Origin of the sequence: Sphingomonas mucosissima (genome assembly GCF_002197665.1) — a bacterium.
GTDB lineage: Bacteria > Pseudomonadota > Alphaproteobacteria > Sphingomonadales > Sphingomonadaceae > Sphingomonas > Sphingomonas mucosissima.
The window spans coordinates 240,245-252,957 of record NZ_NBBJ01000003.1 but is presented as its reverse complement, the minus strand read 5'-3'; the positions used below and the strand labels follow the sequence as shown (position 1 = coordinate 252,957).

General features: G+C 65.7%; 16 protein-coding genes and 1 tRNA gene. 8 read left to right on the top strand and 9 right to left on the bottom strand.

Annotated features, from left to right (window positions below; translation table 11 throughout):
• The first annotated feature begins 85 nt into the window (after positions 1 to 85).
• From SPMU_RS10975 to SPMU_RS10960, 4 genes are all read left to right on the top strand, one after another.
• The gene (locus SPMU_RS10975) at positions 86 to 1,033 is read left to right on the top strand and encodes a chromate resistance protein ChrB domain-containing protein (RefSeq protein ID WP_088333915.1); all 948 of its coding nucleotides are present in this window, start codon (positions 86 to 88) and stop codon (positions 1,031 to 1,033) included.
• Positions 1,034 to 1,035: 2 nt separating this feature from the next.
• Positions 1,036 to 2,436, top strand: a complete 1,401-nt coding sequence (chrA, locus tag SPMU_RS10970; RefSeq protein ID WP_088333914.1) for a chromate efflux transporter — start codon at positions 1,036 to 1,038, stop codon at positions 2,434 to 2,436.
• 92 nt (positions 2,437 to 2,528) lie between these two features.
• Positions 2,529 to 3,044, top strand: coding sequence for a DUF421 domain-containing protein (locus SPMU_RS10965; protein WP_088333913.1), 516 nt, complete (start codon positions 2,529 to 2,531; stop codon positions 3,042 to 3,044).
• Positions 3,041 to 3,409 carry a YidH family protein gene (locus SPMU_RS10960; RefSeq protein WP_088333912.1) on the top strand — a complete coding sequence of 123 codons (369 nt, stop codon included), beginning with the start codon at positions 3,041 to 3,043 and terminating at the stop codon, positions 3,407 to 3,409. Before SPMU_RS10965 ends, SPMU_RS10960 begins: the two co-directional genes overlap by 4 nt.
• A 268-nt stretch (positions 3,410 to 3,677) precedes the next feature.
• Here SPMU_RS10960 and SPMU_RS10955 read toward each other — a convergent pair whose 3' ends face one another.
• From SPMU_RS10955 to SPMU_RS10920, 9 genes are all read right to left on the bottom strand, one after another.
• A complete protein-coding gene (locus tag SPMU_RS10955; RefSeq protein ID WP_211275774.1) occupies positions 3,678 to 4,175 on the bottom strand; it encodes an HD domain-containing protein in 498 nt (165 codons plus the stop codon).
• The gene (locus SPMU_RS10950; protein ID WP_088333911.1) at positions 4,162 to 4,398 is read right to left on the bottom strand and encodes a hypothetical protein; all 237 of its coding nucleotides are present in this window, start codon (positions 4,396 to 4,398) and stop codon (positions 4,162 to 4,164) included. Before SPMU_RS10950 ends, SPMU_RS10955 begins: the two co-directional genes overlap by 14 nt.
• Positions 4,382 to 4,639, bottom strand: coding sequence for a hypothetical protein (locus SPMU_RS10945; RefSeq protein ID WP_140418455.1), 258 nt, complete (start codon positions 4,637 to 4,639; stop codon positions 4,382 to 4,384). Before SPMU_RS10945 ends, SPMU_RS10950 begins: the two co-directional genes overlap by 17 nt.
• A 287-nt stretch (positions 4,640 to 4,926) precedes the next feature.
• Positions 4,927 to 5,322, bottom strand: a complete 396-nt coding sequence (locus SPMU_RS10940; RefSeq protein ID WP_088333909.1) for a hypothetical protein — start codon at positions 5,320 to 5,322, stop codon at positions 4,927 to 4,929.
• Between the two features lie 117 nt (positions 5,323 to 5,439).
• Complete coding sequence (locus SPMU_RS10935; RefSeq protein ID WP_140418454.1) at positions 5,440 to 6,042, bottom strand: hypothetical protein; 603 nt, start codon at positions 6,040 to 6,042, stop codon at positions 5,440 to 5,442.
• Between the two features lie 25 nt (positions 6,043 to 6,067).
• Complete coding sequence (locus SPMU_RS10930) at positions 6,068 to 7,333, bottom strand: PAAR domain-containing protein (protein WP_088333907.1); 1,266 nt, start codon at positions 7,331 to 7,333, stop codon at positions 6,068 to 6,070.
• 28 nt (positions 7,334 to 7,361) lie between these two features.
• Positions 7,362 to 7,616, bottom strand: coding sequence for a DcrB/PsbP domain-containing protein (locus tag SPMU_RS16925; protein ID WP_245833195.1), 255 nt, complete (start codon positions 7,614 to 7,616; stop codon positions 7,362 to 7,364).
• On the bottom strand, positions 7,595 to 8,323 hold the full coding sequence (locus SPMU_RS10925) for a DUF6538 domain-containing protein (protein WP_169715690.1): 729 nt from the start codon (positions 8,321 to 8,323) through the stop codon (positions 7,595 to 7,597). Before SPMU_RS10925 ends, SPMU_RS16925 begins: the two co-directional genes overlap by 22 nt.
• Before the next feature lie 167 nt (positions 8,324 to 8,490).
• Positions 8,491 to 8,577: transfer RNA gene (locus SPMU_RS10920), tRNA-Leu, on the bottom strand.
• A gap of 102 nt (positions 8,578 to 8,679) precedes the next feature.
• Here SPMU_RS10920 and SPMU_RS10915 point away from each other — a divergent pair.
• From SPMU_RS10915 to SPMU_RS10900, 4 genes are all read left to right on the top strand, one after another.
• The gene (locus SPMU_RS10915; RefSeq protein ID WP_088333905.1) at positions 8,680 to 9,606 is read left to right on the top strand and encodes a complex I NDUFA9 subunit family protein; all 927 of its coding nucleotides are present in this window, start codon (positions 8,680 to 8,682) and stop codon (positions 9,604 to 9,606) included.
• A gap of 55 nt (positions 9,607 to 9,661) precedes the next feature.
• Positions 9,662 to 10,462 (top strand): undecaprenyl-diphosphate phosphatase, encoded by an 801-nt coding sequence (locus SPMU_RS10910; protein WP_088333904.1) that lies wholly within the window; start codon positions 9,662 to 9,664, stop codon positions 10,460 to 10,462.
• A gap of 149 nt (positions 10,463 to 10,611) precedes the next feature.
• On the top strand, positions 10,612 to 12,042 hold the full coding sequence (locus SPMU_RS10905; RefSeq protein ID WP_425442175.1) for an NAD(P)-dependent oxidoreductase: 1,431 nt from the start codon (positions 10,612 to 10,614) through the stop codon (positions 12,040 to 12,042).
• Entirely contained in the window at positions 12,039 to 12,704 is a 666-nt protein-coding gene (locus SPMU_RS10900; RefSeq protein ID WP_140418452.1) for a DUF2059 domain-containing protein, read from the top strand. Before SPMU_RS10905 ends, SPMU_RS10900 begins: the two co-directional genes overlap by 4 nt.
• The last annotated feature ends 9 nt before the right edge of the window (positions 12,705 to 12,713 follow it).

Here is a 12,713-nt window from a genome sequence, read left to right as displayed (position 1 = left end):
GACAGCGCCCGCGCACTCGCGTGCCATTTCTCCGCTTGGCTTCGTCGTCTTAGATGATACACCTATATCATCAGAGGATATAAGTGTGCCTGAGTCGCCTTTTCCGTGGCTATTGCTGATCCCGCAGCTGCCGGCCAAGCCCGCGTATCTGCGCGTCAAGGTGTGGCGGCGCTTGCAGGCGATCGGCGCTGCGCCGCTCAAGAATGCCGTCCACGCGCTACCGCGACGGGCGGAAACTCTGGCGCTCTTTGCCGCGCTGCACCGGGAGATCACCGCTAACGGCGGCGAGGCCTTGATCCTGGAGGCGCGGATCGTTGAGGGCATGAGCGATGCCGACCTGCGGGTGCAGTTCGATACGGCGCGCGATGCCGATTATGAAGAGCTGACCGGCGAGGCTGCGGGTCTCGCCGAGGCCGACTATGTCGCCTCGGCGGACATTGCGCGCCTGCGCCGGCGGCTGGTCGAGATCGCCGCGATCGACTTCTTCGGCGCTCACGGTCGGCAGGGCGCGGAGGCGGCGATCGCACAGGCGGAGGATCGCGCGCGCCGCCATCCGGACGTGAGCGGCCCGGGGGCGCCCGCGCTCGCTCCCGACGCGCTGCAGGCGCGCACCTGGGTGACGCGGCGGCACATCCATGTCGATCGCATCGCCTCGGCCTGGCTGATCCGGCGGTTCATCGATCCGGCAGCCACGTTCCGGTTCGTGGAAGGTCAGGATTATCAACCCGCGTCCGGTGAGCTTCGCTTCGACATGGCGGGCGCCGAATTCACCCACGAGGCGGACCGGTGCACCTTTGAAACGCTGCTGCTGCGCTGCGGGCTCGGCGAGGACGCGGCGCTGCGCGCGCTGGGCGAGATCATCCACGACCTCGACATTGCGGACGCCCGCTTCAACCGCCCGGAGGCGGCGGGGGTGGAGGCGCTGATCAACGGCATCTGCGCGGCGAGCGACGACGACACCCAGCGGCTGGCGCAAGGATCGGCCGCGCTGGACGGGCTCTACGCCCATTTCACCAAGAAACGGGGAGACTGATCATGGCGACGATTGCACCCTTGCCGACCGCAGCGCCCCACGACCACGGCATCCCATTTGGCGAGGCCGTGAAGGTGTGGGCGAAGATCGCGGCGCTCAGCTTCGGCGGGCCGGCCGGGCAGATCGCGATGATGCACCGTGTGCTGGTGGAGGAGAAGCGCTGGATCGGTGAGCAGCGGTTCCTCCACGCCCTCAATTACTGCATGCTGTTGCCCGGCCCGGAGGCGCAGCAACTGGCGATTTATATCGGCTGGCTGCTGCACAAGACAAAGGGTGGGCTGGTCGCCGGCACGCTGTTCGTCTTGCCCGGCCTGCTCGCGATCATGGCGCTCAGCTGGATCTATGCCCTGTTCGGCAACGTGCCGCTGGTGGAGGCGCTGTTCTTCGGGCTGAAAGCGGCGGTGCTCGCCATTGTCTTGCAAGCGGTGGTGCGGATCGGATCGCGGGCGCTGCGCAACACGGTGATGCGCGGCATCGCCGCCGCTTCGTTCGTGGCGATCTTCTTTTTCTCGCTGTCGTTCCCGCTCATCATCCTCGCCGCCGGGATGCTCGGATTTTTGGGTGGGAGGGCCGGGCACCCGGCGTTCAAAGGCGGCGGTGGCCATGGTGCATCGGGGGGACGAATCGTGCCCGATGCGGAAACCGCGCTTGGCGAGCATGTGCCCGATCATGCGCGGCCGGGCCTCGGCTGGTCCCTGCGGATCAGCGGGGCATTGCTGTTCCTGTGGCTCGCGCCGGTGGCGGCGCTGCTTGTGCTGCTCGGGCCGGACAATGTGTTCACCCAGATCGCGCTGTTCTTCGCCCGCATGGCGGTGGTGACGTTCGGCGGCGCTTATGCCGTGCTCGCTTATGTCGCGCAGCAGGCGGTGGACCATTACGGCTGGCTGGCGCCGGGCGAGATGCTGGACGGGCTTGGCATGGCGGAAACCACGCCGGGGCCGCTGATCATGGTGACGCAGTTCGTCGGCTTCCTCGGCGCGCTGCGCCAGTCGACGGGTCTCCCGCCGCTCCTTGCGGGCACCCTAGGAGGGCTGCTGACGACGTGGGTCACGTTCGTGCCCTGCTTCCTGTGGATCTTCCTGGGCGCGCCGTTCATCGAGAAGCTGCGGGGCAATCAGGCGCTGTCGGCGGCGCTGGCGGCGATCACCGCCGCCGTGGTGGGCGTGGTGCTGAACCTTGCCGTGTGGTTTGCGCTGCACACGTTGTTTCGCCAGGTGCGCGCGGTGCCGTTCGCTGGCGGCACGCTGGACGTGCCAGTGCTGCGGACGATCGATCCCGCGGCGCTGGTGCTGACCGTGGCGGCGATCGTGGCGATGTTCCGCTTCAAGCTGGGCGTGATCCCGACGCTTGGCGCCTGCGCCGCGGCGGGTGTCGCGCTGCGCTTTCTCCTGCCGGCTGGCTGAAGCCGGCGCGACCGGGAACGGCGCCCCAGGCCGCCCGTTGACGGAGAACCGGATCAAACGGAGCGGCAACATCAGCGAACGGCGGCAGGCGCATGATCTTCGATAGCTGGGGCGGGATCATTCGCGTCCTCGCTTTGGGTGCGTGCGCCTATGTCGCGCTTGTCGCGGCGCTGCGGATCAGCGGAAAGCGCACGCTGGCGAAGATGAACGCCTTTGACCTGGTCGTCACCGTCGCGCTCGGCTCAACGCTGGCGACCGTGCTGCTGAGCAAGGATGTGGCGCTGCTCGAAGGCATTGCCGGCTTTCTCGTCCTGATCGTGCTGCAATATGCCGTTGCTGCCCTGTCGGTGCGCTTCGGCGTCGTCGAGGCAATCGCCAAGTCCGAGCCGGCGGCGCTGCTGATCGACGGCGCTATCGACGAGGCGGCGCTACGGCGTGAGCGTGTGACGCGCGAGGAGGTGCTGTCCGCCGTCCGATCGTCGGGCATTGGCGATCTTAGTGCGGTGGCGGCCGTGGTGCTGGAGACGGACGGGACGTTCAGCGTCATTGGTCGGGACCGCGCGGGGAACCGATCGGCCTTGCCAAACGCGCCCGGCGCAGCCCGATGAGCGACGACTCTCACGATCTCGCCAAGGAACGCACCGATTTCGCGGAGGATCGCACGGTGCTGGCGCATGAACGCAGCTTCGCTGGCTGGGTGCGCACCGGCATGGCCTGCGTCGGCATCGCGCTCGGCTTTACCGCGCTGTTCCAAGCGCTGGAGCCCGTGTGGGTGCCCAAGGCGATCGCAACGGCGTTCCTGCTTATCGCCGTTTTCATTTTCTGGTCCGCCGAGCGCCGCGCGTGCGGCATCCTCGCGCGGCTGGAATCGCACACCGTAGTCACGCTGAAGCCGGTCCGCATTCGCCTGCTTACCGGCGCTCTGATGGTGACGACGCTCGCCCTGACCGGCACGATCTGGTGGCTCGCATGACGCGAACGGGGCATGGGGCAGGGGGAGCGATGATTGCTCGGCCGCCCTGTAGAGCAGGCAGGCTGAGGAGGCCGTCTCTGCGACGGTTCTCTAGCACATTGCCATGCCGAAAAATGGTGCCCCACAGGGGTTGGGCACTCAAATTATTGGCAAATTTCGATGCCTCGCGCTGAAGGTGGCCGTCTGGCGTACGATTCCAGATCGCGTTGATGCCAAGGCTGCCGAAGCTGACGCGCGCCACCGCCATGGGAGATCATGCGCTCGGTTCCTAGGCCGTCAGGACGCCGGACTCGTCTGCGACATCGAAGCGGTGGCGGCAAGGATCACGCGCCCGCGTCGAGACGGGCGAGCGCCCGACGGTACTTGGCGACACGGTCGCGATCCCGGTCGGTGACGGCGGGAAGGCGCGACAGGTCCATGTTATCGGCGATGTCGGCGCGCTCACGTCGCGGGCGATCGGGTCGGCGGCGCAGCGCGTCACGAACGCGTCATAATCCTCGTCGTGGCGCCGGGTCAGCGCCACAACCGCATCGGCCACCGCATCACCAAAGCGGGCGCGGATCGTGTCGGGAGCGACGGCGCAATCCTCGACCACGTCATGCAGCACCGCAGCGATCCGGCGCGCATCGTCCGCCTGCGCCAGCATCACTCGCAGCGGGTGAAGGATATAGGGCGCGCCGGCCTTGTCGACCTGCCCACGATGCGCGTCGGTCGCCAGCACGATCGCCGCGTCGAGCAGGCTGCGAGCCGGATCAGTAGTGTTCATACTCCTCCCGCGTAGCGAGCCGTCCACCGATTTGGGCATCGGCGAACAGCCGGTTCGAATGGACGGTCTCGCTTTCACGGCCGGTGCCCTTGAAACGGCGGAACACCCTCTCGGACGCGTGTTCCCAATGGGATGCCACGTCCTCGAAGCTGTAGATCACATATACGTCGTGACCTTCGCGGAACGCCTCGGACGGGACGCCACGCTCATCGTCCTCGGACATGATCGTAATACTCCATACTCTCGCGTGCGATCTGCTCGCGGGCGGGATCGGATTTTGGTAGCGAGCGGTAATCCTCGTACAGGGCATGCCCTCGCCCGCCGGGAACGCCGACGCGGTTCGCGATATCGTTATAGGCCTCATCGCCCAGGATCGCGCGCGCACTGGCCGGACTTTCCTTGGCATAGATCATCTCGGGTGAATTCACCTGGATCTTGCCGGTGAGACCGGATCCGGTCTTCATTGTGCCATCGACGAAGGGCAGGCGACGCATCGGACACCCGCAGGATCAGGTCGAGCTTACGCTGAAAGCACTCTATGCCGCATATGGTGCGTTTGTGCAGCCGATGCCGGCAGAGAAGTGTCTGTCGCGCGACACCTCTAATCCAGAACTCTATGGACTTTTCCTCAGCATCGTCGCCAAATCGCCAACTTCAAGCGCGGACACGTTGATGATGAGTCCCGACACGCTGCCGGGTATCTTCCCGGCAGCTCGTTGGTCGTTCTACGCAGTGGGCATTCTACCGCGGCTTACTTTACTTCGAAGTTGATCTGCTCGAGGCCCGAGCGAGGGTCACGCATTGATTCGACGTGTATCGCCTGATCCTCGAACCGGGCCGCTCCGAACAGCTCGTCCATCACCCGTTCGTGCTCGGCACGGCGCTGCTGCTCGGCACGCTCGTAATCGTCCCAGCCGCCGCTCGGCACGTACGCCCAGAAATAGCCGCTATGCACCTTACCTTCCAGGAAGGTGACGAATGCGCTGATCGGTCGGGTATTGATCTGAACGAAGCCCCAGGCGGGATCATGCGGCATGGGCTGGATCGGCGCAGCAAACGAGCTCGCCAGTTGCAAGGATGACATCCCCGGGCCGATCGGAATACCTTCGAGAAGAAAGCAGGAACGCGCGCGATCGAAGCGTAGCATCTCACGGTCTCGTCACAAGCGGCTCGAAATTCGGATAGTCAGGCGGGCCGCCTCTGATCCGGCCATGATCGCAACCTTCCAAGCTTGCCACTGGCGATCCCGACTATCGCGAAGCGGCTAGCTTGAAAGCCCCGCGACAGCGTCCGACAGCAACGTGCGGCGGCGAGCGGGCGAGGAGTCGGATACCCGCCGGACCAGGTCGAGATGACGCTGGAAGCACATGAGGTCGCAGACAGCGCGCTGGTGCAGTGCGATCCAGGCCTTGAGCAGCGGCAGGATCGCGGGCTCGTGCCGACCATCGACGATTCGGTCCACAAGGAACGGTTCGGTCTCGGCAGGAAGCACGTACCAGGTGAGCGCATATGCCGCTCGCTCCTGCCTCTCGGGATCACGACCGTCGAGATAGCCCGCGAGATCGAATAGATATCGATATTCGCCTGTCAGTTCGAACAGCACCTCGTGGCGAATGACATCATCGCGCCAGCCCAACCTCCTGGCCACGTCGTCGGCTGCCTCCAGGGTGGCGGCGGTAGTGGCGTCCCCGATGTAACGCAACCCGCTGAGGTCGATCGAATCGCCATTCAGTGCCCGGTTCAGCATCATCGATCTGGCGCGCGCGCGCTCCTCGTCGCTCATCCCGTCGAAATCGCCCGGCGAGTAACCGTCCGCCTTCTCGCGGCCCTCCGCGTCGTATTGACGCTGAAATTCACCCCACGTCATCGTGTATCCTCGTCCATGGTTGTCGTCAGGGGCGCGGCGGCGGTTCGGGCAGGGTCGGATCATAAGTGATGCCGGTGATCCGTCCGCTCCTCAATCCCTTGTCCAGTTCCGGCAACTCATACTCCTTGAAGATGTCGCCGCCGCCCAGCGCCGCCTTCTTGGGTGTTTGAAGCACCCGCACATCGCCCGACAAGCCTTTCGTGTAGTTGCGCGAGGCGCCGCCCCACAATTGCTTGCCCCCCTGATCCCAAGGCAGTTTCTTGCCGAGATCAGGCCAGTCGTCGATCACTCGCCCACCAGGCGTGCCTTCCAATGTCACGCCGCCGGTTCTGGTCGCCTCCGCCTTGGCGGCGGCGCCGTTGCCGGACCTTAAATGGCCGCCATCCCGGGGCGACGACACGTCAAGCCGGCGAACGATGCCATCGACATCCCCCGCATCGACGTGACGTTGCAGGATCGCTCGAGCGTCGGCGATCTTGCCCTGGTTCGACAACTCCGTGATTTTCGCCCGCTCGCTGGCGATGCTGCCCTCGCGCGCCAGCTTTGGCCCGGACACAACCATCCCCATGCCGACCAGGCCCTGCAGCAGGTCGCGATAGCCCGGGCCGATCGCGTCGCCGATCATGCCGACGCCCTCCATGCCGGCATAGCCCAGCGCGCCGATGCCGGCGAACGCGCCGAACGCCGCCGCGCCGGCCATCGCCGCGAACACCCCGGCGCCCACCAGCGCGCCGATCCCCAGAATCTGCAGCCCGGAGCGCGTCCACGCCTCCAGGTCGAAGACGAAGCCGGTCTGCACCGTCTCGCCGCCGATCAGGACGTCCGGCGAGGCGCTCTTGATATGCGCGCCGCACATCAGCTTCGACTTCAGCCGCGAGGCCGGCTGACCGTTAATGAAGACGCTCGCCGACCCTTCGCGCACGATCACCGCGCCGGACATCGTAAAGTGATTGAATGGCGCGCCGGAGCAGCCGCCCGCGCTGGACAGTTCGGCGCGGATCGCAGCTCGGCCGTTCACGAAGACGTTCGGCGAACCGATCGTCAGCACCCCGGTGGTGGGTTCGGGCAGATTGAAGATCGTCTCCAGCCCCGAAGCGATCTGGTCCCCCGCCAGCCCGCCGCCCGCGACCGCGCCGGCGATCGCCACCGCCGCGAGCCCGCCGGTCAGCCCGATCGCGCCCACCACGGCGACCCCGGCCGCCACGCCGACCAGCGCACCGCCCACCATCGCCAGCATGCCGTAGCCGTGGGCGATCTCGTCCTCGACGCGGGCGGCTGGCTCCATCGCCATGGCGTTCAGCGCGTTCCGATTGCCGGGTTCATGGGTAAGCCGCGGCCGCGGCTGGCGGGTCGAAGGTCAGGCTCGCCATCAGCTGCCGCCAGTCACCGTCGTGATAGCCGATGTCGCCCGTCAGCGCCGTCAGCGTGCAGATCACTGCGACAAAACCGTTGTCGAAGAAAATCTGGCGCAGCTGCATCGTGCGGCCTTCCTTCTCGAAGCGGAACTCAAGCCACCCCGCGTCGCGCCCACTGGCGTGGAACAGCTCTCGCTTCAGTTCGAGATAGCCGGGCAGACTGCGGCCGATACTGTCCGCCTGCTTGCTGAAATAGGCGGCAGCCCGCGTGCGGGTTTGCGGGCGAGCAGTTCCTCATTGACGGCCCAGTTCAGGAAGCTGCTCATATTCGACATCAGGGAGTTGGCGTTCGCCGCGCTGATGATCTTGATGTCGCCGCGCAGGCGCGCATGATCAGCCGCCTCGCGCGGTGAGAGCTTCGGGAAGAGCTTGCCCGCGTTGGCGGGGAGGAAGCGCAGCACATCGAGCATGTCTCGGCAGTGCGTCCGCGAGATCGAAGCGACGGGGACCGCCTTACCGATCACCGCGACGGCGAGCCTACGGCTCGTCTCATATGCTTCCCGCGTGTTGGCGGTCCATGCCCGCGTAGGGTCGTCGATATAGTTGCGATACGCCTCAGCCAGCGTGAGCGGGCTGCGCTCACTGGGGGACGGAGCGATCGGGACGGGGACCGGATGCTCAGCGGGATCGTCGTTCAACGGTGCGATGAGCGTCGCATCGACAGGCAAGCCTGCCATCGCGCGAGCATGTTCGATCTCCATTTCGATCCGGGCAACGATTCCGGGCAATCGCCGCATGGCCACAGCCAGACTGTCGGTGCGCAGCGAGCGCCAGATTTCGAGCCGATTCAGCAGACACTGAGCGTCAACCGGGACAGTGTCGCGATAGTAGAGTTTGTGGCCCCGTCGAAGCAGGCCATGAGGCAAATCCCGTAGCAGCTTACCGTAGCAGCCACGGCCCTCAAGACTGACGGTTTTCCGGGACTTTCTGCCCGATGTTGCGCCATGTTCCCGTAGCAGTTTGTCGTACCAAACGCTCTCTGGAGACCGTCTCCCTGACGATAATCCAGTGTTCTCAACGGGATGAGAACAAATGGTGCCCAGAAGAGGACTCGAACCTCCACGCCCTTGCGAGCGCCAGCACCTGAAGCTGGTGCGTCTACCAATTCCGCCATCTGGGCACGGGGTAGGCCGGCGCCTCTACGGCCGGGGCGGCAGCCTTGTCAACAGGCACTTTGCGCGGCTAGGGGCAGGGCGAGATTTTTTCCCCGGCGGAGCGTTACATGAGAAACAAGCTGTTCACGCTGATCGGCGGTGGCGGTTTTCTTGGCCGTTATGTCGCACAAGCGCTGCTCGCAACCGGTGCGCGCGTTCGCGTGGCGCAGCGCGATCCGCGCGGCGCATGGTATCTGAAGCCGCTCGGCGCATTGGGACAGACGCAGTTCGTGGCCGCCGACATCACGCGGCCGGATACGATCGAACGGGCGATCGCCGGCGCGGATGGCGTGGTGAACCTGGTCGGCAGCTTCACCGGCGACCTGAACCGCATCCATGTCGCTGGCCCACGGGCCTTGGCACAGGCCGCGCGCAACAGCGGCGTAGAGGCGCTGGTCCATGTGTCCGCGATCGGCGCTGATGCCGAGGCCGAGGCTGATTACGCCCGCACCAAGGGCGCCGGCGAAGCGGCGGTGCGCGAGGCGTTTCCCGCCGCGACGATCCTGCGGCCGTCCACCGTCTTTGGGCGAGAAGACAAGTTTATCAACATGTTCGCCGGGATGGTGGCACGGTTTCCAGTGGTGCCGGTGCTGAAGCCGAACACGCGCTTCCAGCCGGTGTTCGCGGCGGATGTCGGCGAAGCGGTCGCGAACGTGCTGCGCGATCCGGCGAGCTTTGCCGGCCGCACGTTCGAGCTGGGCGGGCCGGACGTGTTGACGATGTTGAAGTTGCAGCAGTGGATCGCGCGCCAGATTGGCCGCAACCCGTCGTTCATCGGCCTCCCCGATGCGCTCGGCGGCCTGCTGGCGGCGATTCCTGGTCCCCCGATCTCGCGGGATCAGTGGAAGCTGCTGCAAAAGGATTCGGTCGTGACGCCAGGCGCCGAAGGGCTCGAGGCGCTGGGCATCACGCCCACACCGCTGGCAGCGGTCGCACCAGGCTGGCTGGTGAAGTACCAGCGCGCTGGGCGCTTTGCGCGCCCGACCGCGGCCTGATCACGCTTCCGTTCTGCGCATCGGCCCGCGGCGGCGGGCGACCTGAAAGGCTGTCATGTCCGATCTGCTGATTGCGACCATCCTCGGCATCGTCGAGGGCGTAACCGAATTCCTGCCCGTATCCTCCACCGGGCATCTGGTGCTCGCTACCGAATTGCTCGGCTATGATCCGCAGCGCTGGGCGGTGTTCAACATCGCGATCCAGCCGGGCGCGATCCTGGCGATCGTGGTGCTCTATTGGCGGACCTTCATGGCCGTGCTGGGCGGGTTGATGCGTGGCGAGCGCAATTCGATCGCCTTTGTGCGCAATCTGCTGATCGCCTTTGTCCCCGCGGTGGCGCTGGGGCTGGCGTTCAACGACCAGATCGAGGCGCTGCTTGAGAATGCGGTGGTGGTCGCCTGGGCGCTCATCATCGGTGGTGTGGCGATCCTGATCGTGGAGAAGCTGGCTAAGACCCATGCCGTAGGCGGCATTTCCGGCGTGTCCGCGGCGCAATCGGCGAAAATCGGCCTCGTCCAATGCCTGGCGATGATCCCGGGCGTCAGTCGGTCGGGCGCGACCATCATGGGCGCGATGGCGTTTGGCATCGACCGGCGGACCGCGGCCGAATTCTCCTTCTTCCTGGCGCTGCCGACGCTGACCGGCGCAACCGTGCTGCAGCTCGTGAAGCATCGCGATGCGATCACCGCCAACGACTTGCAGCTGATCGGCGTTGGCGCATTCGTCTCCTTCATCGTGGCGCTGGCGGTGGTGAAAGCGTTCATGGCGGTCGTAACCAGACACGGGTTTGCGCCCTTTGCCTGGTATCGGATCATTGCCGGCGCTTCTGCCCTGCTGCTGCTTTCAACAAGGTAGGGCCGGTCCGATACCTTCTTTAAACGTGTTTGTAGCGCCTAAGCAGCGCAAACCCGAGCGAAGCGGATAAATAGGTCAGTATTGCTGACTTGATGGCCATTCGTCGATGTGAGAACCACGTCGGCGGAGGGCTTATGGCTGCTGATACCATGCTTCGATTCGTCGCGACCCCGCAGTCCTATCCGGACAAGCGGCCGGCAGAACTTCGGGCGGAGGACTTTCGCGAGATCGCTGATCGCTATGCGATCCCAAGCGCGGAGGAGCAGGCGGGACGTTGCTCGCAGTGCGGTGTGCCCTACTGCACCGTGCATTGCCCGCTGCATAATCACATCCCCGACTGGCTGCGGCTGACCGCCGAAGGGCGGCTGCGCGAGGCCTATGAGCTAAGCAACGCCACGTCCTCCATGCCGGAGATCTGCGGGCGCATCTGCCCACAGGATCGCCTGTGCGAGGGCAATTGCGTAATCGAATTCTCCGGCCATGGCGCGGTGACGATCGGATCGGTCGAGAAGTTCATCACCGACACCGCGTGGGAAAAGGGCTGGATCGAGCCGCTGGTGCCAGGGCCGGCGCGCGGGCAGTCGATCGGCGTGATCGGTGCCGGGCCAGCCGGGCTGACCGCGGCGGAGTATCTGCGCAAATATGGCTATGAGGTGCACGTCTATGACCGGCACGACCGGGCCGGCGGGCTGCTGACCTATGGCATTCCCGGCTTCAAGCTGGAAAAGCATGTCGTCACGCGCCGGGTCGACCGGCTGAAGGAAGGCGGCATCGTCTTCCACGAAGGCTTTGCCGTCGGCGAGGACACGCGCTTCGCCGAGCTTCGCCAGCGGCACGACGCCGTGCTGATCGCGACCGGCGTCTACAAGGCGCGCGAGATCGACGTGCGGGGCAATGAAGCATCCGGCGTCATCGCCGCGCTTGATTACCTCACCGCGTCCAACCGCAAGAGCTTCGGCGATGCGGTGCCGGATTTCGACAGCGGGAGCCTCGACGCGGACGGCAAGAATGTCGTGGTGATCGGCGGCGGCGATACGGCCATGGACTGCGTGCGCACCGCCATTCGCCAGGGCGCAAAGAGCGTGCGCTGCCTGTACCGACGCGACCGCGCCAACATGCCGGGATCACAGCGCGAAGTGGCGCATGCCGAGGAAGAGGGCGCAGAGTTCGTGTGGCTTTCCGCGCCGCATTCCTTTGTTGGCGAGGAGGCGGTGTCGAGCGTGCGCGCTAATCGCATGCGGCTGGGCGCGCCCGACGCGAGCGGCCGTCGCGCGCCGGAAGTGGACCCGGGCGGCCCGATCGACATGCCGGCCGACATGGTGATCAAGGCGCTGGGCTTCGATGCCGAAGAGCTGCCGCACCTGTGGGATGCGCCGGAACTGGGGGTGACGCGCTGGGGCACGGTGCTGGTCGACAACAAGACGCTGATGACCAGCCTCGACGGCGTGTTCGCCGCGGGTGACATCGTGCGCGGCGCGAGCCTGGTGGTGTGGGCGATCCGGGACGGCCGCGATGTGGCCGCATCGATGCACAAATATCTGAAGGCGAAGGCGGCGGCAGATACGAAGGTGGCGGCGTGATCCGCCTATCTTTGGCAGCGGTGCTGATGGCGCCGCTCCCAGCACTCGCGCAGCAAGCGCCGACCCGTGCCGCTCCGGCAGCGGCCGATCCGGCGCGTGCCGCCGCCGCTAAGGCGGTGGTTGACCGTCTATGGCCGATCGGCACCTATCGCCGGCTGATGGAAGGCACCATGGCGACGATGGTCGACACCGTCATGGACCAGATGCTCGCGATGAAGCCCAGCGAGGTTCTGCCCGCGGCCAAGGGCAAGCTCGGTGGGGCGGAAGAGAAGACGATGGGAGCCGAGATCGCTGCCGCCGATCCCCATTTTCGCGAACGATCAAGATTGACTACCAAGGCCATGTTCGACGCGATGATGCCGCTGATGGACAAGATAGAGCCTGATGTGCGGACCAGCATGGCGGCGATCTACGCGCGCAAGTTCACGACGGATGAGCTGACCGCGATGAACGGCTTTTTCGCGACGCCGGCGGGCCAGGCTTATGCCCGCGAGTGGATGATCAGCTTCATGGATCCCGAGATCGTCAAGGGTATGCAGAGCTTCGTGCCCGAACTGATGCGCGAGATGCCGGGGATCATGAAAAAGGTCGAGGCAGCGACCGCGCATCTGCCGCCCGTGCCCAAGAAGGCCCGGCCCGAGAATAGCGGAGAGACGAAGTGACGCACGAGC